This is a genomic window from Allobosea massiliensis (assembly GCF_042655245.1).
Classification (GTDB): domain Bacteria; phylum Pseudomonadota; class Alphaproteobacteria; order Rhizobiales; family Beijerinckiaceae; genus Allobosea; species Allobosea massiliensis.
On sequence record NZ_JBHSLU010000005.1, the window covers coordinates 38,724 to 59,653 of the forward strand.

Here is a 20,930-nt window from a genome sequence, read left to right on the forward strand (position 1 = left end):
AACGGCGGTGCTCCTCGCACCCCGGCGCAGCCCCTGAGCGGGGGAGGAGACCTCCTTGCAGTTCGACCCTGTCCTTGCCGAATCCGACCTGATCATCAGCGGAATCGTGCTGACGCTCTGGCTCTCGGCCGCGGCGATCCTGCTCGGCTGCACGCTCGCCGTGCTGCTGGTGGCGCTGCGCACGCTGGCGGGCCGCTGGGCCGGCATCGTCGTCGACGCCTATGTCGAGCTGATGCGCAACACGCCCTTCCTGATCCAGCTCTTTATGATCTTCTTCGGCCTGCCCCTGCTCGGCATCCGCATGTCCGGCGTCGAGGCGGCCCTGCTGACGATGACGCTCAATCTCGGCGCCTATTCGACCGAAATCATTCGGGCGGGCATCGATTCCATCCACAAATCCCAGCTCGAGGCCGGGCTCTCGCTGGCGCTCTCGCGCCGCCAGGTCTTCCAGTACGTCATGCTGCAGCCGGCTTTCGCGCGGGTCTGGCCGGCGCTGTCGAGCCAGTTCGTGCTGATGATGCTGGCCTCCAGCATCTGCTCCTTCATCTCGGTGCAGGAGCTCTCGGGAGCGGCCGCGCTCGTCGAGCAGCGCACCTTCCGCTCGTTCGAGACCTACATCATCGTCACCGGCGTCTATCTGGTGATGGCGCTGTCGCTGAAGGTCTTCCTGCTCTGGCTCGGCCGCCGGCTGTTCCCGCAGGTCTCGGGCCTCGCCCGGCTCGATGCCAAGGCGGAGGCGGCCTGATGCAGACCTTCGGTTGGCCAGAGGCCCTCTTCATCTTCCGGGCGGCGGGCTGGACCCTGCTGCTCACCGTCATCGCCTTCGCCATCGGCGGCGTCATGGGCGGCGCGCTGGCGATCATGCGCTTGTCGCGGATCGCGCCGATCCGCCATTTCGCCTCCGCCTATATCCTGGTGATCCAGTCCATCCCCGTGCTCATGGTGCTGTTCATGAGCTATTATGGGCTGTCGATCATCGGCATCGAGCTGCCGCCCTTTTTTGCGGCCTCGGCTTCGCTCGCCGTCTATGTCTCGGCCTATCTCGCCGAGATCTGGCGCGGCTCGATCCAGTCGGTGCCGTTCCAGCAATGGGAGGCCTCGGCCTCGCTCGCCCATTCGCCGGCGCAGACCTATCGCTATGTCATCCTGCCCCAGGCGGTGCGCATCTCGCTGCCGCCGACGGTCGGGTTCCTCGTTCAATTGGTCAAGAACACCTCGATCGTCTCGGTCGTCGGCTTCGTCGAGCTCTCCCGCGCGGGGCAGCTCGTCAACAATGCGACCTTCCAGGCCTTCCAGGTCTTCTCGCTGGTGGCGGTGATCTATTTCGCGATCTGTTTCCCGCTGTCCCGGCTCAGCCGCCATCTCGAAAAGGTGATGAATGCCAGCCGTTCTCATTGACGACGTCCACAAGCGCTTCGGCGACCTCGAGGTCCTGAAGGGCGTCTCTCTCAACGTCGAGAGCGGCCAGGTCGTCGCGCTCATCGGCCGCTCGGGCTCGGGCAAGAGCACGCTGCTGCGCTGCATCAACGGTCTCGAGGCGATCAATTCCGGTCGCATCGAGGTCGCCGGCCATGTCGTCGACCAGGACCCGAAGAAGCTGCGCGAGCTGCGCAAGGACGTCGGCATCGTCTTCCAGAGCTACAACCTCTTCCCGCATCTGACGGTCGGGCAGAACATCATGCTCTCGCCGCGCATCACCCAGAATGTGCCGCAGGACAAGGCGGCCGAACGCGCCCGCGAGGTGCTGGCCCAGGTCGGTCTCTCCGAGAAGTTCGACAGCTATCCGGACAATCTGTCCGGTGGTCAGCAGCAGCGCGTCGCCATCGCCCGCTCGCTGGCGATGCGCCCCAAGGTCATGCTGTTCGACGAGGTGACCTCGGCGCTCGACCCCGAGCTGACCGGCGAGGTGCTGCTCGTGATGGAGAAGCTGGCGAAGGACGGCATGACCATGCTGCTCGTCACCCATGAGATGAACTTCGCCCGCACCGTCGCGAGCACGACGGTGTTCATGCATCAGGGCAAGATCTGGGAGAGCGGCCCCTCGCAGGAGCTCTTCGCAAACCCGCAGACGCCGGAACTGCGCAACTTCGTCACCGCCGGGACGAAATGAGGTTGATGGGCGCTCCCCGCAGGGAGCGCCTGCCCTGCTCTCAGGCCGCCAGCGACAGCGCGCCCTCCCGGGCGATGCCCGCCTGCCGCAGCGCCGCGCCGATCCGCGCGATCTCGGCCTCCGGCAGCTTCATCAGCGGCGGCCGCACCACCGCTTTGTCGAGCCGCCCGAGGAGCACCAGCGCCTCCTTCATGCGGTTGTGCATGTCGAGGAAGGGCGGGGCGTAGAAGGCCTGCGACAGCGGCACGATGCGATCATTGACCGCCTGAGCCGCCGTCAGATCACCCGCCTGGACCGCCCGCCACAGCGCCACCTGCAGATCGGCGATGACGCTGCCCGAGCCCGAGAGCAGCCCGTTGCAGCCGAGCGTCAGCGAGGCCATCAGCCAGGAGGAATGGGTGGTGAGCACATTCACCGGGCGAGGCAGGGCCTGGAACGTCCGGATGTGCTTCTCGTGCAGCATCGGATCGTTCGACCAGTCCTTGATCGCCGCGATCGTCGGCACCGCCTCGAACAGGGCGAGCAGCGTCTCGAACGGATAACCCAGCCCGCCGCCCATCGGATACTGGAAGGCGATGATCGGCAGATCCGTGGCGTCGGCGATCCGCCGGTAATGCGCGATCGCCATCTCCGGCCGCAACTGCCCGCCCATCGCCATGCTGTTGGGCGGAAAGACCAGCAGGGCCGAGGCGCCCTCGCGCGCCGCCATCGCCGCCAGCCGGGCCGCCTCGATCGAGCCATCGGCATAGATGCCGTTGATCAGCGGCACCCGGTCGCCGACCTCGGCCAGCGACGCCGCCAGGATCTGCTGCTGCTCGTCGAAGGAGCAGGCATGCACCTCGGAGGCATGGCCGTTCACGGTGACCGCGCTGACCCCGTCGACCAGCGCGCAATCGCGCAGATGGCGGCGCGTCTGGCACTCGTCGATGCTCATGTCGTCATGGAGTGCGATTAGCGTCGCCGGGATCACGCCGGCAGGCCGGAAGTCCTTGAAGCGAGGCATGGCCGTCTCCTGTTGTCGGCGGGTCAGTCGTTCCAGATGCCGCCGGTGACGCTGATGGTTTCGCCGGTGATGTAGTCTGCCTCGTCCGAGGCGAGGAACGCCACCGTCTTGGCGATGTCGGAAGGCAGCCCCGCGCGGCGCAGCGGGATCGTCTTGGCGCGGTCCTTCGCGGTCGGCAGCCCTTCGGCCGCGCGCTGGATCTCGGATTCGTCGCGCATCTTGGTCTCGACGATCAGCCCCGGCGCGACCGCGTTCACCCGGATGCCGTATTCGCCGATCTCGAGCGCCAGGGACTGCGTCAGCGACACCACCGCGAATTTCGAGGCGCAATAGGCGCCATAGGCCGCCACGCCCGACTTGCCCATCCAGGACGCGATGTTGACGATGGTGCCGCGGCGGCGCTCGACCATGCCGGGCGCGATCTGCCGCGTGACATGGAACAGCCCGTCGACATTGATGCCGAAGGTCGCCTTCCACTCCGCCTCGCTGGTCTCCAGCAGCTTGCCGACCTTGCAGATGCCGGCATTGTTGACGAGGATATCGATCGGCCCGAGCGCCTCCTTCAGCGCGCCGATGCCGGCCGCGACATCCTCCCGCGACGAGACGTCCCCGGCCGCCACCACGACTCGGCCGCCCTGCGCGGAGAGTGCGTCCGCCGTGGCCTGCGCCGCCGCACGGTCGAGGTCGAAGATGCCGACCTCGCAGCCCTCCGCCACGAGTCGCGCCGCGATCGCCCGTCCGATGCCGTGCGCTCCTCCGGTGACGATCGCCTTGCGGCCGTTCAATCCATACATCTGTCAGTCCTGTGCCTTGGATCAGCGTTCGATCTTGGGTTTGCGGTCGCCGCGGGCGGTCCAGCCGCCATCGACGACCATGACGGTGCCGGTGCAGAACGAGGCGTCGTCGCTGGCGAGCCAGAGCATCGCCTGGGCGATCTCGACCGGCTGGCCGAGCCGCTCCATCGCCTGGCGCTCCTCGAGGCCCCGGCGCAGTTCCGCGCCGTCCGGCCCGCTCAGAATGCGGGTGAAATAGGGCGACTCGATCGTGCCCGGCGCCACCGCATTGATGCGGATCTTCTGGTCAACATGGTCCACCGCCATGGCCCGCGTCAGCGCCGCCACAGCCCCCTTCGAGGCGACATAGGCCGCGCGGTCGTGGATGCCGACATTCGCCACCGCCGAAGCCGTATTGACGATCGCGCCGCCGCCCTGCCGCGCCATCACGGGGATCGCATGCTTGCAGCCGAGGAAGACGCCGTTGACGTTGACCGCCATCAGCGCATTCCAGTCGGCCTCCGCCGTCGTGACCACGGTCCCAGCGATGCCGTAGCCCGCATTGTTCACGAGGATGTCGAGCCGGCCGTGATCGGCGACCGCTTTCGCGATCATCCCCGCGACCTCGGCATCCCGGCTGACATCGACCTGATGCGCCGAAGCCCGGCCGCCCTGCCCCGCGATCTCGGAGGCGACGCGCTGAGCGGCCGCGACATCGCGATCCGCGACGATGACGGTCGCCCCCTCGCGGGCAAAGAGGACACAGGCCGCATGGCCGATGCCGGAGCCGCCGCCGGTGATGATCGCGATCTTGCCTGTGAGCTTCATGGCCTTGGCCTCCCTTCGAGGACCCCGCGGCGATCCCGGCGCTCAGCGCTCACATCATCACCACGGGACAAAAATGCTGATCGACCGCCGCCAGAAGGGCCTGCGCGACGATCCAGGACGATTTCGGGTTGGTCGGCGAAGGCTGGTTGGCAATCTCGAGCGACATCGTCCCGAATTCGCTGCTCGCCCTGACGACATGCGTGTTCCCGCTCGCAGCGGGATCGCAGACGACGTCGACGCCCGTCGCCTCGAATCCCGGCCCCGCCAGGGCGAGCGCCGCCGCGACGTTGAGGTTCTGCGGGTAGCGCGCCGCCGCCTCGCGCGCCGTGCCGGAGAACAAGGTCACCGGCACGGCGAGCGCGGCCGGATCATGGCCGAGGGCGCGCAACTCGGCAGCCCAGGCGGCGGGCGGCTTGCGCGATTCATAGCGCAGCTCAAGCTGCTTGGCGTGGCACACGGCCCTGACATAGTCGAGCCCGCCGAGCGCGCCCGAGGCGAGGAGGAGCCGCCCGCCGCCGCGGCGCGCCGCCGCGACGAGATCGGCGTAGAGGGCGTCATCATGAAGCGCGCCGATCGACGAGATCAGCACGGGCAGCCCAAGCGCCAGGCAGGCCGGCACGCTCTCGCGCACCGCCCCATGACCCGCCGCCTCGATGACGAGATCCGGCGCGAAGGCCGCGACCGCGTCGGAGCCGTCCAGGATGGGCATGTCCTTCGGCACGCGACCGGCCGAGGACGAACCCGGCCGCAGCAGCACGGCCAGCGCATAGCCGGGCTCACGCGCCACCCTCAGCGCCTCGGCAATATCGCCGGCAATGGCGCCATAGCCTATGAGGACGACCCGGCGCGCGCTCATGCCAGTTCGCCGATCCATTCGACGACCTTGGCCGTGAAGGCGTCGGGCCGCGAGACGGGGAAGAAATGCCCGCCCGAGTCGAGCAGGATCGAGCGCCCGCCCGGCAGCGCTGCCGCCAGTTCTTCCTGCAGGAAGGAGGGTACGATCATGTCGTCGCGCGCACCCAGAACCAGCGTCGGCATCGGCAGGGCGGCGATGTCGGCCGAGCCGTCGAAGGAGAGCAGCGCATCGATGCGTTCGCGCACGACCTGCCGGGCTTCCGGCGTGACGGGCGCGGCCGCGATGGCGGCCTCGTAGACGCCCCAGTTCGCCTCCAGCCAGGCCGGCGGATAGGAGATCAGGACGGCGGTCGCGGCATAGGCCTGCGGATTCTCGGCGAGAATGGCCCGCCGTGCCCCGAACAGCGCGCCCATATAATGGCTCGGCTTCAGCCAAGTGGCGCTGAGGATCAACCCGTCGAGCCGCTCCGGCGCGATCCGCCCGAGCGCCTGGCCGATGCAGCCGCCGGTGGAATGGCCGAGCAGGACGGCCCGTTCGACGCCCGCCGCGTCGAGCACGCTCAGGCCGTCGCGCGCGAGCTGATCGATCGTGCAGGTTGCGCTGCCCCGCGTGCTCGCGCCGATGCCGCGCTGATCGAACCGGATCACCCGGAAGGAGCGCGCGAGCGTCGCCGTAGTGCCTTTCCAGAACCCTGCCGTGCCACCGAGCCCGCTGACCAGCAGCAGCGCCGGTCCCGCCCCCTCCACGAAGGCCTGCAACACGGCGCCATCCGGCGTCGTGACGGTGAAGGCGCCGGACGCGCCGGTCGGAGACGCCGCGCTCATTGCAGCGGCGAATAGACGACGGGCGTCAGAATGCGCGAGTTCTGGATGTCGATCAGCCCGTCGACGCGCTTGAGATAGTCCTGCCAGCGCGGGTCGGCCAGCATCGTCTTGCGCTTGGCGGCGCGCTCATCGAGGCTGTTGTAGCTCCACAGCGCGACGACATGGTTGAGCTCGCCGATCTCCGTGGTGAAATAGGCGATGAAGGTGCCCAGATGCTCCTTCTGCAGCGGCAGCCCGTACTCGCCATAGAGCTTCACGAACTCGGCCAGCTTGCCGGCCTTGATCCGATAGTCGCGCTCTTCATAGATCATCGTCTGTCTCGCTCTCGCTTCGCCGCCGTCACCAGCGGAGTGGTCCCACGACCATCAGCCATACATGACCTTGGGCAGCCAGGTCGCCAGCGCCGGGAAGAACAGCAGCAGGCCGAGTACCACGAGCTGACACAGGATGAAGGGGATCACGCCCCAGTACATGTCCTGCAGCCGGATGCTCGGCGGCGCAATCGCCCGCAGATAGAAGATCGACGGCGACATCGGCGGCGTCAGATAGCTCGTCTGCAGCATCACCAGCAGCACGACCGCGAACCAGAGCGGGTCGATGCCGAAGCCCTTCACCAGCGGGATCGCGATCGGCACGATGATCAGGATGATCGAGATCGAATCCACCAGGAAGCCGAGGATGAAGGCGACGAAGAGGATGACGGTGATCACGGACCAGGGCGACAATCCGAAGGCGTCGAGGATGCCCTTGGTGGCGGCCATCCCGCCCGAGGCGAAGAAGACACCGGAGAACATCCCGCCCGCGAGCACGATCGCGAGGATCATCGCGGTCAGCGAGACCGTCTGCTTGCAGGCCTGGAACAGCAGCGACCAGGTCAGGCGCCGATAGAGGATGGCGAGCAGAATGACGCCGAAGGAACCGCAGGCGGCCGCTTCCGTCGGTGTCGCCAGCCCCATGAACAGCGTGCCGAGCACGGTGAAGATCAGGAAGGCGGGCGGCACGAGCGCGCTCAGCGTGAAGCGGATCTTCTCGGCCAGGCCGCGCGGATCGGGTTCGGGATCCGGAGGGGCGAGATGCGGCCTCGCCGCGCACGCGATAAGGATATAGGCGATGAACAGGCCCGACATCAGCAGGCCCGGGAACAGGATTCCCGCCAGAAGATCGCCGATCGGCAGCGTCGCGATCGGCGCTAGCACCACCACGGGAACCGATGGCGGGATGATCGTGCCCAGCGACCCGCCGGCGCAGATTGTGCCCGAGATCAGCTTGTTGTCGTAATGGCGCTTCATCATCGCCGGAATGGCGAGCATGCCGACCAGCGTCTCGGTTGCGCCGACGACGCCGCTGGCCGCCGCGAAGATGGTGCACATCAGCAGCGCCGCGATCGCCAGCCCGCCCGGCAGCCGCCGCGTCCACATATAGAGCGCGTCGAACAGGCGCTCGGCGATGCCGGCCCGCTCGAGGATTGAGCCCATGAAGATGAAGAGCGGGATCGCGCCCAGAACGTAATTGGTCGCGATGTCGTCGATACGCTGGGCGAACTGGTGCACCAGCGTGCCGCCGAAACGCATCAGGCCGAAGCCGAGCGCCGCGATCATCATCGAGAAGGCGACGGGGAAGCCGAGGAAGATCAGCCCCAGCAGGGCCGGGAACATCCACAGGACGGTCTGGGAGGTCATCGGGCCGGGCTTTCCGTCGTGCGGCCGAAGACGACCAGCAGATTTTCGATCGCCTTCGCGAAGCATTGCAGGGCGAACAGCGCAAATCCGATCACGTAGATCACGCGATAGGGCCAGATCGGCGGGTTCCAGGCCGAAAGCCCCGTGCCCTCACCCGTCCGGTAGACGCTCGCCACATTGCCGACCAATGCGTTGGTCAGCCAGGCCAGCAGCCCCGCCATGATGAGGTAGCCGACCGCGTCGATGCCGGCGACGGCCCGGCGCGGCAGCACCTGATGAATGAAATCGACGTTCACGTGCTGGTCCATCAGCACGGCATAGGACAGGCCGAGCAGGAAGATGGTGCCCATCATCATGTAGCTGAGCTCGAAGGCCCATTGCGTCGGCGCGGCGAAGGCGTAGCGGCTGACGACCTCGAACACCATGGCCAGCACCAGCGGGACGACGACGAGCGCCCCCAAGCGCCCCGACCAGAGCGACAGCGCATTGATGAAACGGACGACGGGCATGGCAACCTCGCGCAGGAGGGCCCGTGGCGGCGACCGCGAGGGCCGCCGCCGCGGGCGGAAGGTCAGCGCGAGCCGACGGCGAAACGGAACTCGCTCAGCGGCTTGACGCTCGCCATGAAGGCCTTCTGGCTCTCATAGGCCTTCTTGAACCAGGCATTCGACGCCGCCTGCTTCTCGGCCCACTCGCCGGACGCCTTGACCACGGCCGCGGTCAGGCTCGGCTCGACCTGGATCACCTCGATATTGCTCGCCTTGATCTGCTTGTAGGCGTCGAGATCGCTCTTGGCGTAGCCGAGATAGGTGTCGAGCACCGTCAGGCGGCCGGCCAGTTCGAGCAGCTGCTTGTCCTTGTCGCCGATCTTGGCCCAGGTCGCGTTGTTGAAGATGCAGTCATGCGCGCCCGACGGCGCATGCAGGCCCGGCATGATGATGTACTTCGCGACCTTGTGGAAACCTTCCGACAGGTTGCTGCCCGGCCCACCCCACTCGATCGCGTCGACGACCTTGCGCTCGAGCGCGCTGAACACTTCCGAGCCCGGCAGGACGACCGTCGAGGCGCCGAGCATCGGCGCGATCTCGGCCCAGGAGGAGGAGGTCCGCAGCTTGAGGCCCTTCATGTCTTCGACCGTGCGGATCGGCTTGTGGGAATGCATGAAGAACTCGGTCTCCAGCACGCCGCAGGGGAAGGCGACGACGTCGAACTTCTCCTTGCGCCACTGCTTCCAGAGGTCGGCCCCGCCGCCATTGTAGAGCCACATCATCATCTCTTCCGGGTTCGGCCCCGCCGACCAGCCGGAGAAGATGGCGCCCGTGCGGTCGACCGCCCAGTCATAGCCCGGCCAGGCATGGCCCATATCGGCGACGCCCTTCTGCACGGTCTCGGTAACCTTCAGCGCCGGGCCGAGCGCACCGGCCGGGAAGACGTTGATCTTGATCCGCCCCTCGGTCATGCGCTCGACATTCTCGGCATACTTCTTGGCGCCGATGTCGAGCCAGTGCCCGCCCGCCCAGGGCGTCGCCATGTTGAGTTCCATCTTGTTCTGCGCCAGCGCGCCCTGCGAACCCAGCACGAGGCTGGCGGCGGTGGCGATCATGGCGGCGATGGTCTTGAATCCGGTCATGGTGTGGCCTTTCCCTCTGTTGTGATGTTGGTCGTTTCACAGGCAACCCAGGCCTGCCGCACCGACCGGCCTTGATGGCCCGTACCGGCACGAGGACGCTGTCTTCGTCACAGGCAGGCGCTCCCGTGCGCCCCGCCTCCTCTTCCGGCCGCCTCCTCAGCCGGCCTGACGTCACGCCCCGGACGAACAGGCCAGAGGGCGAAGCAACTCATATATTGCCGGGCACCAACAGGCTCCGGCTGCGGGACTGGCAGACGCAAGGATTACGCCAACCACCCTGCGAGACCCCCTCCAGAAATGGATCACCGCCAGCTTCATCGAAATGACCGTTGGCCGCCAGCCGCCGGTCACGCCGATGCGTCATATATCAACACGCAGCCCGACCCGCCGCAAGATTGATCCAGATCAAAGTCGGGAACGGTCTTGTTGTGCGCCGCGAGACGAGAGGTGAGATCGCACCGGCTCTGCGTCTGGGCGGGTTGCCAAGCCGACATGGCGTCGGCAGACAGGACGAAGGCATCGGTGCGGTGGGGCAGCATGGATACCGGGCAGAAGCGTCTTGCAGCGTTGCGGCATCTCCTGGCGCAGGCGCATGAGAAGCTGGGGCTGAAGCTCGGCTTCCGGCTCTGGGATGGCAGCGTCGTCCCGGCGACATGGCCACGAGACGGGCTCGCCATTGCGATCCGCGACCCCGGCGCCGTTGCGGCCCTGATCCGCAAGCCGAAGCTCGACACGCTGCTGAACCTGCATGTGACCGACCGCATCGCGCTGGAAAACGGCTCGGTCTTCGATCTCGCCGCCGCACGCCCCGAAGGCAAGATCGGCCGGCTGGCGCGCACCATCCCGAAGGGCGCCGTTTTCGACGTCCTGCGCCGCTTCCTCTTCGCGCCGGGCGCGGCCCCGGACGCGGTCGACCACAAGCGGGGCGACGAGATCGCCCGCGACGGCGCGCCGGCGACCAACAAGGCCAACATCGCCTATCATTACGACGTCTCGAACGCCTTCTACCGGCTCTTTCTCGATGCCGAGATGGTCTACACCTGCGCCTACTTCACCGAGGACCATGGCGATCTCGACCGCGCCCAGCGCGACAAGCTCGACATGATCTGTCGCAAACTGCGCCTGAAGCCCGGCGACCGCCTGCTCGACATCGGCTGCGGCTGGGGCGCGCTGGTCTGCCATGCCGCGCAGCATTACGGCGTCGAGGCCCATGGCGTGACGCTCGCCGAGGAGCAGCTGGCTCTGGCCCGCGAGAAGGTCGAGCGGCTCGGGCTGCAGGGGCGCGTGACGCTACACCTCAAGGACTTTACCCAGATGGAGGGCGAATTCGACAAGATCTCGTCCATCGGCATGTTCGAGCATGTCGGCATCCGCAACCACCCCACTTACTTCAAGGCGGTGAACCGGCTGCTGAAGCCGCGCGGGCTCTATCTGCATCACAGCATTTCGCGCCGCGCCAAGAAGACCGACAAAGCCTTCAACAAGATGCCGGCCGAGTACCGCGCGCTGGTGCGCTACATCTTCCCCGGCGGCGAACTCGACCATCTCGGCATGTCGATCGCCAATCTCGAGCGCCATGGCTTCGAGATCCACGACGTCGAAGGCTGGCGCGAGCACTACCAGCGCACGACACGGCTCTGGTGGGAGCGGCTGCAGGCCAACCGCGCTCAGGCCGAGGCGGAGATCGGGCCGGAGCGCACGAGGATGTGGCTGCTCTACCTTGCGGGCTGCTCGCTCGCCTTCGAGCGCGGTGGCGCGCTGGTCAACCAGACGCTGGCCTCGAAGCGCCGCAAGGGCGCCTCGGGCCTGCCGCTGACGCGGACGGATCTGTATCGCTAGAGGCGCCCCCGGACGTTGCTCGGGCTCGACCCGGGCTTCGCCCGAAAACGGCGCCCGGCCTACTTCTTCACGAACAGGTCGAGCTTCCCGTAATGCTCGGCGAGAAGGTAGTAGAAGGTCAGGCGCGACTTGGTCTTGTCGGCCTTCATGTGCTCGCAGATCGCCTTCAGCGAGGCGTCGAGATCCGCGGATTTGAGGCCCAGTTTCTTCTTCAGGAAGTTCTCGCGGACGCGCTCCAGCTCGGCGGCGTCGGAACAGGCGACGTAGCGGGTGTCGGGCTTGCTCATCACCAGTGCGTAGGACTTCGCCATGCCGGCGAAGGCCGCCTCATTGAGCGGCTTCTTGGCGAATTTCTTGACGTCGGCCAGATGGTCCATCGTGAGCCCCTCTTGCTCCGAGCGGCGCCGCGCCCGGTTGTGTCTATCGCGCGACCAAACGTTAACGCGGATTAACGCGCTGTCGATAGGCACAGGCCCGCACGGGCGCATTTTTGACCCAGCGCAACATTCGGCCGGGATGCATCAGAAGGATGGCACCTGCGCGCCGCTGGCGCTTGAGGCAGAACCTCCGGAATGCTGCGATGCAGCATCGACCGGAGACGATATGACGATGAAGCCCACCCTCCTCATGGCCCCGAAGATGCCAGCCGGGCTGGTGGCGCGGTTGCAGCAGGACTACGTCGTGCTGGGTCCGATGGATCGGCCCGTTCCCGAGGCCCTGCCGCCGGGCGCGCAGGCCGCACGCGTGCTTCTGACCGTCGGTGGCTGGCGCACGGACGCTGCCTTGATCGATGCCCTGCCCCATCTCGGCCTGATCGCCTGCTACGGCACGGGCATCGAAGGAGTCGATCAGGCACATGCCAAGTCCCACGGCATCCTCCTCAGCAACGCGGCCGACGCCAATGCCGACGCGGTGGCGGAATTCGCGATCGGCCTGATGCTTGCCAGCGTGCGCCAGATCGGCAAGGGCGACCGCTTCATTCGCGCCGGGCGCTGGCAGGGCAACGCCGTCGAGCGCATGCCGATCGTGCCGGGGCTCCGGGGACGCCGGCTCGGCATCTACGGGCTGGGTGCCATCGGGACCCGTATTGCCGCCATCGCGACCGCACTGGGCATGGAGATCGCCTATCATAACCGCTTACGGCGCGCGGAACTGCCCTATCGCTATGAGGGCAGCCTCACCGGGCTCGCGGAATGGTCTGATGTGCTGATGGTCGCGGTGCGCGCCAGCGCCGAGAACCGCCATGCCGTGAATGCAGAAGTCCTGAAGGCGCTTGGGCCGCAGGGCCATCTGATCAACATTTCGCGCGGCATCGCCGTGGACGAGGAGGCACTCTGCGACGCGCTGGAACAGGGCGTCATCGCAGGCGCCGGACTCGACGTCTTCGAGGTGGAGCCGCATGTGCCGGACCGTCTCAAGGCGCTCGACAACGCCGTGCTGACGCCGCACATCGCCGCCATGGCCGACAGCGCCCAGGCGGCCCAGCAGGCGCTCCTACTGCGCAATCTCGAGGCCTTCTTCTCGGGGCAGCCATTGCCCTCGGGCGTGCCGCTCTAGCCGCTAGGGCAGCACGACGACCGGCGTCCCCATGCGGACGCGCTCGTAGAGATCGGCGACATCGTGGTTGTGCATGCGGAAGCAGCCATAGGAGGCCGCCGTGCCGATGGTGCCCGGCATGTTGGTGCCATGGATCGCATATTCGCCGCCCGGCCCCAGCCCGATCACGCGCGCCCCCATCGGGTTGCGCGGCGAGCCGCCGGGAATGACGTCCGGCAGGCGCGGATTGTCGCGCCTCACCGAGGCCGGCGGCGACCAGGCCGGATCGACCTGCATCTCCTCGACGTATTTGACGCCCTGCCACTGCTTGCCGGCCTTGCCGACGGCGATGGTGTAGCGGATCGCCTCGCCCGGCGCCGTCACCAGATAGAGCCTTCGCTCGCCGGTGCGGATCACGATCGTGCCGGGGCGATAGCGCGGGTCGGGCGCCTGCACGATCTCGCGGGCCTCGCCGGCGCCGGCCGACGCCGCCCAGACCGGCAGGGCGACCACCGCAGCCAGAACCGTCTCCATCGCGGCGCGCCTCGACATCATTGCTCGCTCCCTCCCGAAAATCCGGGTGGAAGGCTGCGACCGCAGCGCTGAATCGGCGGTTGAACGATATGGTGAAGGCTGGATTCAGGATGAATCGCCGCTAAACCGCGGCAGCTTCAGACAGCGGGACTGACACGATGCTGCTGCGGTAGCAGGAAGGGCAACCCCGGCACGGGCGCCCGGCTCAGCGAGAGATCGACCTTGAACACCTGCCGCAGTAGCGCGTCGTCCAGCGTCTTCGCGGGGGCGCCCTGCGTGATGATCCGCCCCTGGTCCATCACCACCAGATGGTCCGCATAGGTCACGGCGAGGTTGAGATCGTGCAGCACGATCAGCACCGCGACGCCGCGTGATGCGACGGCCCGCGCCATGTCGAGCAAGGCGAGCTGGTGGCAGAGATCGAGGCTGGCGATCGGCTCGTCGAGGAAGAGCGCCTGCCGGCTCGCGACGCTGCGCCCTGCCTCGATCTGGCAGAGCACGCGGGCGAACTGCACGCGCTGCTGCTCGCCGCCGGAGAGGGTCTGATAGGCCCGCCCGGCCAGATCCAGCACGCCTGCGGCCGCGAGGCTCTCGCCGACCAGCGCATCGCGCCGCAGACGCGTCATCGCCCGGCCGATGCCGTCGACGCCGAGGCTCGCGACCTCGTAGACGCTGAATGGGAAGACGAGCCGCGCATGCTGAGCCATGACTGCCCGCTGGCAGGCCAGCCGCCAGGCGGGGATGGCGGCGAGCGCCTGCCCGTCGATGCGGACCTCGCCACCGGAGGGCTTGGCTTCCCCCGTCATCAGCTTGAGCAGCGTCGATTTGCCGGCACCGTTGGGCCCGATCAGGATCGTCGTCGTCCCGGGCGCCAGTTCCAGCGAGGCCTCGTGCACGAGGTCGCGCCCGCCGGCCCGGAAGCTCAGGCTGCGGGCCTCGATAAAGCTCTCTTTGGCTGCGGTCTCAGCCATCGAGCGACCCCGAGCGGCGCAGCAGCAGCCACAGGAAGAAGGGCGCGCCGATCGCCGCCGTGACGATGCCGATCGGCAATTCGGCCGGGGCGACCACGAGCCGGGCGACGATGTCGGCGCCAACCAGCAGGATCGCCCCGCCTAGCGCCGACAGCGGCAGCAGGAGACGATGATCCGGCCCCACGGCGAGGCGCACCAGATGCGGCACGACGATCCCGACGAAGCCGATCAGCCCCGCCGCCGCCACGCTCGCGCCGACGGCGAGCGCCACCAGCAGGATGGCCATCGCCTTGATGCGCTGGACCGGGATACCGAGATGATAGGCTTCCGCCTCGCCCAGCATCAGACCGTTCAGCCCGCGCGCCAGCAGCGGCATGGCGAGCAGCAGCGGAATGATGATTGGGGCGATGGCCGAGAGCTTGGTCCAGCTCGCCCCGCCGAGGCTGCCCATCGACCAGAAGGTCAGGTCGCGCAGCTGGCGGTCGTCCGAGATGAAGGCGAGAAGGCCCGTCAGCGACCCGGCGAGCGCGCCGAGCGCGACGCCCGCGAGCAGCATCGTCGCCACGGAGGTGCGTCCCTCGCGCGTGGCAATCAGATAGAGCGCGAGCGTCGACAGAAGCCCGCCGCAGAAGGCGCCGAAGGGCAGCACTGCGAAGGGCAGCTTCATCAGCGTCCCGGTGAGGAAACGGTCTCCCAGCACGATCGTCGCCGCCGCCGCCAGCCCCGCGCCCGCCGAGACGCCGACGAGGCCTGGGTCGGCCAGCGGATTGCGGAACAGCCCCTGCATCAGCGCGCCGGAGACCGCGAGTCCCGCGCCGACCAGCAGGCCGAGCAGCACACGCGGCAGCCGGATGTTCATCACCACGAGAACATCGCGCCCCTCGAGCAACGCGGCGTCTCCCGTCAGCCGCGCCCACAGGATCTCGGCCACACGCCCTGGCGGAATCGCAATCGCCCCCTGCCCGATCGCCAGCAGCGTCAGGCCGAGGCAGCCGAAGCCGAGCCCCAGGGCGGCGATCACCGCCAGCCGCCGCCGCCCCGCGATGAGGCTCGCCAGCCCGGCCGGCAGGCTCGGAAGAGAGGGCGAGGCCAGCGTCACTGCGCCTGCGCCGTCTTGAGCGGCGGGATCGACGCCTCCGGATAGATCGCCGCCATCAGGTCACGTGCCGCAGCCGGCGTACGCGGACCGAAACCAAGCAGATAGAGCCCGTCCATCGCGATCAGACGCTTCTGGCGCGCGGCCGGTGTCTCCGCGAAAGCGGGCATGGCGAAGAGCGCGTCCGGCGAGGTGGCGTGGTTGACGTTGTGGCTCATCATCAGCACGACGTCGGGCGCGCCGGCCATGATCGCCTCGTCGGTCATCGTCTTGTAGCCCTCGATGCCGTCCGCGACGTTGACCGCACCGGCCTGGCGGATGATCGCGTCGGCCGAGCTGTTGCGGCCACCGACCATCACCCGGCCGTTCTGGACCGAGAGCACGAACAACACGCGGCGCGGCTTGGCGATACCGCTGCGCAGGGTCGCCAGCTCGGCGAAGCCGGCCCGCGTCTGCGCCGCCAGGCGCGCGGCCGGCGCGGCCGCCCCCACCGCGGCGCCGATCGCCTCGATCTTTGCAGCGACGCCCTCCGGGCTGGTCTCGTCGGGGATGCGCGCGATGGTGACGCCGGTCTCGGCCAGAAGCGACACCGCGCCGGGAGGGCCGGCGCCGTCGATCAGCATCACCAGCGACGGCTTGAGCGACAGCACGCCCTCCGCGGACAGCGCCCGGACATAGCCGACATTGGCCTTGTCGCGTAGGGCGCCCGCCGGGAACTGGCTGGTGGAATCGACCCCGACGAGACGGTCCTGCAGGCCGAGCGCATACATCACCTCGGTGACGACGCCGCCCACGGCCACGATCCGCTGCGGCGCCTGGCCGAAGGCGGTGCCCGGCAGGCCGAACGCGCCCAACAGGCTCGCAGCGGCCAGAAGGCTCAGCCCGATCGCCGCGGACAGCTCCCGGCCCGCAGGCCGGCGGCCCGGTCGATCCGAAAGCAGGGTGGGGAAGCGCATCACTCGATCTCCCATCGCAGGCAGCGCCGACCGGATGACCGGGGCGCGACCGCCGTCATGACTGAACGAAGCCAAGTAAACTGTCAGTTTTTAATTATTCAAAACTGATTTTAGTCTCGGCGTTGTTGACGTTGATATTCAGCTTTACTAGAAGCGGTCAAGAGCGGGCGACGGGTACCGATCCGGCAGGATGTCGCGGTGCCATCGGCTCGCTCGCGGCATTCTCACCACCGGACCCACGGGCCGGCTCAGCACAGGACAGTCCCGATGTTCATCGCGATGAATCGCTTCAAGGTCGTCAAGGGCCAGGAATCGGCGTTCGAGACCGTGTGGGCGACGCGCAAGACCCGGCTCGACGAGATGCAGGGCTTCGTGGCCTTCCATCTGCTGAAGGGGCCGGAGCGGGACGACCATACGCTCTACTCTTCCCACACCACCTGGGCGACGAAGGCGGACTTCACCGCCTGGACCAAGTCGGAGCAGTTCAGGGATTCCCACCGCAACGCCGGCGAGAAGCGGGAGCAGCCGCTCTTTCTCGGCCATCCGGAGTTCGAGGGTTTCGAGACGGTGCTGAGCGAGACCAATCCGCATCGCCCCCTCCAGGCGGCCGAGTGAGGAGGCCTGCATGTCCGACGGGCTCACCATCGAGACCGCGGCGCCGGCGGAAAAGGCCCTTGACCGGGCCCGGCGCATGCTGGCCGAGAAGCCGGACGCCATGGTCGAGTCGGTGGCGAAGGAAACCGGCTTGCCGACCCGGGCCGTGCTCGAGCTGACGCCGCCCGAGGGCCGGACGCTGATCGCGCCCGAGTGCTTCGAGGCTCTCTGGCAGGAGCTCGCGACCTGGGGGACCGTGATGTTCCTCGTCCACACGCCCGACATCGTGCTGGAATGCGAGGGCGCGCTGCCGGTCGGCGCCTTCGGCCATGGCTATTACAACATCCATGGCGACAGTCCGATCGGCGGCCACATCAAGGCGTCCAACTGCGCGGCGATCTACGTCGTCGATCGCCAGCTCACCAGCCGGCGCGTCTGCTCCGTCCAGTTCTTCAACGGCGCAGGCGAGGTCATGTTCAAGGTGTTCGTCCGTCGCGATGCGCAGCGCGCCTTGCTGCCGGACCAGCTCGCCCGCTTCGAGGCGCTGAAAACAAAATTCAACGAAGCCGCCATCTGACGGCCCGATTTCTGCGGTCTGTGCCCCCTCCCGGGGCACAGCCCCGCTTAGGTCCGTGATGTCCGCTCTTTACCCGCCATTAACCCTGTTGGCGCAGCCTCGTTTGCCTGAGGCCGTCTCATCGTGATGCCCAGCCCCGACGCGCCCTCGTCGGCCGGCGAGGGTGACTTGCGCGACGATGGCCTCCCCGATGGTCCAGCCGTGGGGATGGACATGGTTGCGCATGTCGCTCTCGAACGGGCGAGCTTTCCGCCTCGCCGTCCGACACTGTCCCTGGCACAGGGGCGGCGTTTCGTCGCGCGACGGGTCCCGGTTCTGCGCCAGTCGATCGCGAGCGCGTTGCTGCTCGGCCTGCGCTTCGTGCAGGCGCGGCTGATCTCGGTCTGGGGCCTGCTGGTCGCTGCCTATTTCTGTCCGCCCCATGTTTTCGCCGCCTTCGCGGTCTTTTCTGCCGCCGCGACCTTTGTCTCTCTGCCCGCTCTGCTGCGCCTTGAGGCAGTGTTCTTCCGCAGCGGCAACCGCCGCGAACTCGCACTGGCGTTCCGCCTCGCCCTGACGAGCGGTGTCGCCTTCCTCGCGCTCGCCGGCCTCGCCCTGATCGTCATTGTCCAACTGGGCTGGCTGCCGCCGCTCATCGGAATGGTGTTCTTCCTGTCGCTGTCGGCCCGCACGGCGCTACGCCTGCTCTGGAGCGAAGCAACGGCGGAGGGCGATTTCCGCGCCATCGGCAACAGCAACCTGGTCCAGGCCTTCGTGCAGCCCGTTGCCATGCTGCTGCTGATCGGCGTTTTCGGGCCCAAGGCGCTCGCTCTCTTCGCCGCCGATGCGGTCGGGCATTGGGTCGCGACGCTGTATCTCCTCATTCGCCGCCGCGCGAACCTGCGCGATCTGGTCCATCCCCGCCTGTGGTCGATACGCGGCCTCAGCTGGGGCCTGCAGCACTGGCACGACGCGCCGCGCATCCTCCTGCCCGCGGCAATGCTCTCTTTCGGTTTTACCGCCGCCCCCCTGCTGGCCCTGCCCTACGCCGACAATTCCTTGCTCGCGGCCCAGGTTGCGCTGGCCATGCGCCTGCTCGACATGCCGACACAGATGTTCGGCACGGTCACCGGCCCGCTGGTCATGAGAACCCTGCGCAGTGGCGACCGGCGGCGGCGGCGCTTCTGGATGCGCGGCGCGACCCTGGCCCTCGCCGCAGCGGCGATCGGTCTGTTCCTGGCCATTGCCTTCGGTGCGCTGACCTTCGGTTCCGTCTTCGACGGCAGCAAATGGGACGGCATCGGCGAGGTGGTCGCGGTCATGTCGCTGTTCTATGCCGGTATCGCGCTCTTCAACCCGGTGCACGACATCACGACGCTGGCCCGGAACACCGCCTGGCAGCTCGCTTCGCATGGGATCGCCCTGATCGCGATCATCGCCGCGATCCTGTGGTTCGGCGCCCTTTCGCACGAATTGCTCTATGCCCTCGGCGCCATTTCGGTCGCCCGCGCGGTCACCCATGTCCTCTTCGTCTGGATCGCGCGGGACGACCCGCAGGACAGCGCGGCCGGCGGTTTCTCCGGCATGCGGGCCGCGGCGCCCTGAGCCGCTACTCCCGGCGGATCAGCCGGTCCGCCAGCAGCGACGACAGGAAACCGGGGCGGAAGCTTCGCTCGAGCCGCTCGGGATCGTAGATGTCCCGGGCCCAGTCGAGGAAGGCGATGCCCTTCGCCTCGCCCTCGACGCGGTAGGCGTCGAAGAAGGCGTCGAGAATGCCGGTCTTGGCGAAACGGAAATGGCCGTAGCGCAGCGACAATTGCCGTGTCGCCTCCGCCAGCGGGCGCCGCTCATGGATCAGCAGATAGAGCGCCGAGAAGAACCCGGCCCGGTCCGCGCCCGACTTGCAATGCACCAGCGCCGGCTCCGTCAGCGAGGCGAAGAACTCGCCCGCGCCGAGGATCGTCTCGCGGTCGGGCGCCCCGCGCGAACGCAGCACGAAATCGACCAATACGATGCCGTGGCGCTCGCAGGCCTCGCGCTGCAGCGGCCAGGAGCCGTGCTCGCGCCCGCCGCGCAGATTGACGATGGTCTTCACGCCCTGACGCGCGAACCAGGCGATCTGCCCCGGCGCCGGCTGCGCCGCACGCCACAGCCGCGGCGTGACGCGATGCGCGTTGAGATAGGCCAGCCGGAAGATACCGTGATCGACCAGCAGCATGTTGGCCCAGGCCTGGAAGCGCTGGCCACGGCTCTCGATCGGGCGGTCCCAGCGGGCGATCCGCGCCATGCGCCGCGCATAGCGCTCCTCGTCGGGGCGCAGGCGGCTCAGCATGGAAGCAGCCAATGCGACGGGCGACGGCTCGAAGGGCGTGTCATGCAGCGCCCGATAGCAGCGGCAGGCCCCTCAGGCAAATGGACGCTGTGTCCGCTTGGGCCAAGGTCGGACTTGGCGTTTGCCGCGCGAACCCTCATAAGGCACGCGTTTCCCATCCTGACAGGTCTCCACTCCATGCGCCTCGACGCCATCTCCATCGGCAAGAACCCTCCCGACGAAGTCAATGTGGTCATCGAGGTGGCCATCGGCGGCGAGCCGATCAAGTACGAGATGGACAAGGAGGCCGGCACGCTCTTCGTCGACCGCTTCCTCTACACGCCGATGCGCTATCCGGGGAATTACGGTTTCATCCCGCACACGCTCTCGGAGGATGGCGACCCCTGCGACGTGCTCGTCGCCAACACCCGCCCGCTGATTCCGGGCTCCTACATCGCGGTGCGCCCCATCGGCGTGATGATGATGGAGGACGAGGGCGGCGGCGACGAGAAGATCATCGCCGTGCCGGTCCCCAAGCTGACCAAGCGCTACGAGAACGTCCACAACTACACCGACCTGCCGAAGATCACGCTCGACCAGATCCAGCACTTTTTCGAGCACTACAAGGATCTCGAGCCCGGCAAATGGGTCAAGCTGACCGGCTGGGGCGACGCCGCCCGGGCCAAGCAGCTCATCGTCGAGGCGATGGAGCGCGCCAAGGCTGCCAAGGCCGCGAAGGCGTAGGGCCTCTTCCGCGCGCGGACCTTCGCTGCGGCTCGGCAAGGATCAGGGAAGGGCCGCAGGCGCGGCCCTTTCGCATGTCCGCCGGAAGCC

At 67.8% G+C, this 20,930-nt stretch carries 24 protein-coding genes; 9 read left to right on the forward strand and 15 right to left on the reverse strand.

All coding sequences use genetic code 11. The annotated features are described in order from the left end of the window. Positions 1-55 precede the first annotated feature (55 nt). Genes ACFPN9_RS02860 through ACFPN9_RS02870 form a run of 3 tightly spaced genes read left to right on the forward strand, consistent with a single transcriptional unit; the run spans position 56 to position 2,110 of the window. On the forward strand, positions 56-745 hold the full coding sequence (locus tag ACFPN9_RS02860; protein ID WP_066722977.1) for an amino acid ABC transporter permease: 690 nt from the start codon (positions 56-58) through the stop codon (positions 743-745). Next, a complete protein-coding gene (locus ACFPN9_RS02865; protein WP_066722980.1) occupies positions 745-1,398 on the forward strand; it encodes an amino acid ABC transporter permease in 654 nt (217 codons plus the stop codon). Before ACFPN9_RS02860 ends, ACFPN9_RS02865 begins: the two co-directional genes overlap by 1 nt. After that, a complete protein-coding gene (locus ACFPN9_RS02870; RefSeq protein WP_066722984.1) occupies positions 1,379-2,110 on the forward strand; it encodes an amino acid ABC transporter ATP-binding protein in 732 nt (243 codons plus the stop codon). The genes ACFPN9_RS02865 and ACFPN9_RS02870 overlap by 20 nt, the downstream gene beginning before the upstream one ends. A 40-nt stretch (positions 2,111-2,150) precedes the next feature. On the opposite strand, the gene ACFPN9_RS02875 is transcribed toward ACFPN9_RS02870, so the two are convergent. The 9 genes from ACFPN9_RS02875 to dctP all read right to left on the reverse strand — a co-directional run bounded on the left by ACFPN9_RS02875 (position 2,151) and on the right by dctP (position 9,703). Continuing rightward, positions 2,151-3,113 (reverse strand): dihydrodipicolinate synthase family protein, encoded by a 963-nt coding sequence (locus tag ACFPN9_RS02875; RefSeq protein WP_066722986.1) that lies wholly within the window; start codon positions 3,111-3,113, stop codon positions 2,151-2,153. Between the two features lie 23 nt (positions 3,114-3,136). Next, positions 3,137-3,907 (reverse strand): SDR family NAD(P)-dependent oxidoreductase, encoded by a 771-nt coding sequence (locus ACFPN9_RS02880; protein WP_377815267.1) that lies wholly within the window; start codon positions 3,905-3,907, stop codon positions 3,137-3,139. A 21-nt stretch (positions 3,908-3,928) separates the two neighbouring features. Continuing rightward, positions 3,929-4,714, reverse strand: coding sequence for an SDR family oxidoreductase (locus ACFPN9_RS02885; protein ID WP_066722990.1), 786 nt, complete (start codon positions 4,712-4,714; stop codon positions 3,929-3,931). 49 nt (positions 4,715-4,763) lie between these two features. Continuing rightward, positions 4,764-5,570, reverse strand: coding sequence for an aspartate dehydrogenase (locus ACFPN9_RS02890; RefSeq protein WP_377815271.1), 807 nt, complete (start codon positions 5,568-5,570; stop codon positions 4,764-4,766). Next, a complete protein-coding gene (locus tag ACFPN9_RS02895) occupies positions 5,567-6,394 on the reverse strand; it encodes an alpha/beta fold hydrolase (RefSeq protein WP_066723001.1) in 828 nt (275 codons plus the stop codon). Before ACFPN9_RS02895 ends, ACFPN9_RS02890 begins: the two co-directional genes overlap by 4 nt. Then, complete coding sequence (locus ACFPN9_RS02900; RefSeq protein WP_066723003.1) at positions 6,391-6,705, reverse strand: NIPSNAP family protein; 315 nt, start codon at positions 6,703-6,705, stop codon at positions 6,391-6,393. Before ACFPN9_RS02900 ends, ACFPN9_RS02895 begins: the two co-directional genes overlap by 4 nt. Positions 6,706-6,759: 54 nt before the next feature. Then, a complete protein-coding gene (locus tag ACFPN9_RS02905) occupies positions 6,760-8,073 on the reverse strand; it encodes a TRAP transporter large permease (protein ID WP_066723005.1) in 1,314 nt (437 codons plus the stop codon). Then, positions 8,070-8,582, reverse strand: coding sequence for a TRAP transporter small permease subunit (locus tag ACFPN9_RS02910; protein ID WP_066723007.1), 513 nt, complete (start codon positions 8,580-8,582; stop codon positions 8,070-8,072). The genes ACFPN9_RS02905 and ACFPN9_RS02910 overlap by 4 nt, the downstream gene beginning before the upstream one ends. Before the next feature lie 62 nt (positions 8,583-8,644). Further along, positions 8,645-9,703 (reverse strand): TRAP transporter substrate-binding protein DctP, encoded by a 1,059-nt coding sequence (gene dctP / locus ACFPN9_RS02915; RefSeq protein WP_066723010.1) that lies wholly within the window; start codon positions 9,701-9,703, stop codon positions 8,645-8,647. Positions 9,704-10,240: 537 nt separating this feature from the next. Between dctP and ACFPN9_RS02920 the strand changes: the two genes are divergently transcribed. Continuing rightward, positions 10,241-11,542, forward strand: a complete 1,302-nt coding sequence (locus tag ACFPN9_RS02920) for a class I SAM-dependent methyltransferase (RefSeq protein ID WP_066723012.1) — start codon at positions 10,241-10,243, stop codon at positions 11,540-11,542. A gap of 59 nt (positions 11,543-11,601) precedes the next feature. On the opposite strand, the gene ACFPN9_RS02925 is transcribed toward ACFPN9_RS02920, so the two are convergent. After that, positions 11,602-11,919: a DUF2853 family protein gene (locus ACFPN9_RS02925; protein ID WP_066723013.1), complete on the reverse strand. Its 318-nt coding sequence runs from the start codon at positions 11,917-11,919 to the stop codon at positions 11,602-11,604. Positions 11,920-12,151: 232 nt separating this feature from the next. Here ACFPN9_RS02925 and ACFPN9_RS02930 point away from each other — a divergent pair, with 232 nt between their 5' ends. Next, the gene (locus tag ACFPN9_RS02930; protein WP_066723061.1) at positions 12,152-13,099 is read left to right on the forward strand and encodes an NAD(P)-dependent oxidoreductase; all 948 of its coding nucleotides are present in this window, start codon (positions 12,152-12,154) and stop codon (positions 13,097-13,099) included. 3 nt (positions 13,100-13,102) lie between these two features. Here ACFPN9_RS02930 and ACFPN9_RS02935 read toward each other — a convergent pair whose 3' ends face one another. The 4 genes from ACFPN9_RS02935 to ACFPN9_RS02950 form a co-directional block, all read right to left on the reverse strand. Further along, entirely contained in the window at positions 13,103-13,630 is a 528-nt protein-coding gene (locus ACFPN9_RS02935; RefSeq protein ID WP_066723063.1) for a L,D-transpeptidase, read from the reverse strand. 119 nt (positions 13,631-13,749) lie between these two features. Next, the gene (locus ACFPN9_RS02940) at positions 13,750-14,583 is read right to left on the reverse strand and encodes a heme ABC transporter ATP-binding protein (RefSeq protein WP_066723016.1); all 834 of its coding nucleotides are present in this window, start codon (positions 14,581-14,583) and stop codon (positions 13,750-13,752) included. Next, the gene (locus tag ACFPN9_RS02945) at positions 14,576-15,676 is read right to left on the reverse strand and encodes a FecCD family ABC transporter permease (RefSeq protein WP_082735118.1); all 1,101 of its coding nucleotides are present in this window, start codon (positions 15,674-15,676) and stop codon (positions 14,576-14,578) included. The genes ACFPN9_RS02940 and ACFPN9_RS02945 overlap by 8 nt, the downstream gene beginning before the upstream one ends. A 2-nt stretch (positions 15,677-15,678) precedes the next feature. Further along, positions 15,679-16,635 carry a heme/hemin ABC transporter substrate-binding protein gene (locus ACFPN9_RS02950; RefSeq protein ID WP_082735112.1) on the reverse strand — a complete coding sequence of 319 codons (957 nt, stop codon included), beginning with the start codon at positions 16,633-16,635 and terminating at the stop codon, positions 15,679-15,681. A gap of 267 nt (positions 16,636-16,902) precedes the next feature. Between ACFPN9_RS02950 and hmuQ the strand changes: the two genes are divergently transcribed. The 3 genes from hmuQ to ACFPN9_RS02965 all read left to right on the forward strand — a co-directional run bounded on the left by hmuQ (position 16,903) and on the right by ACFPN9_RS02965 (position 19,390). Further along, positions 16,903-17,250: a heme-degrading protein HmuQ gene (gene hmuQ / locus ACFPN9_RS02955; protein ID WP_066723019.1), complete on the forward strand. Its 348-nt coding sequence runs from the start codon at positions 16,903-16,905 to the stop codon at positions 17,248-17,250. Positions 17,251-17,260: 10 nt separating this feature from the next. Beyond that, on the forward strand, positions 17,261-17,806 hold the full coding sequence (gene hutX, locus ACFPN9_RS02960) for a heme utilization cystosolic carrier protein HutX (RefSeq protein ID WP_066723022.1): 546 nt from the start codon (positions 17,261-17,263) through the stop codon (positions 17,804-17,806). 213 nt (positions 17,807-18,019) lie between these two features. After that, positions 18,020-19,390, forward strand: a complete 1,371-nt coding sequence (locus ACFPN9_RS02965) for a hypothetical protein (RefSeq protein WP_156446605.1) — start codon at positions 18,020-18,022, stop codon at positions 19,388-19,390. 4 nt (positions 19,391-19,394) lie between these two features. On the opposite strand, the gene ACFPN9_RS02970 is transcribed toward ACFPN9_RS02965, so the two are convergent. Further along, positions 19,395-20,117, reverse strand: a complete 723-nt coding sequence (locus tag ACFPN9_RS02970; protein ID WP_066723025.1) for a protein tyrosine phosphatase family protein — start codon at positions 20,115-20,117, stop codon at positions 19,395-19,397. Positions 20,118-20,294: 177 nt separating this feature from the next. On the opposite strand from ACFPN9_RS02970, the gene ppa reads away from it, so the two are divergent. Continuing rightward, positions 20,295-20,840, forward strand: a complete 546-nt coding sequence (gene ppa / locus ACFPN9_RS02975) for an inorganic diphosphatase (protein ID WP_066723027.1) — start codon at positions 20,295-20,297, stop codon at positions 20,838-20,840. Positions 20,841-20,930: the final 90 nt, after the last annotated feature.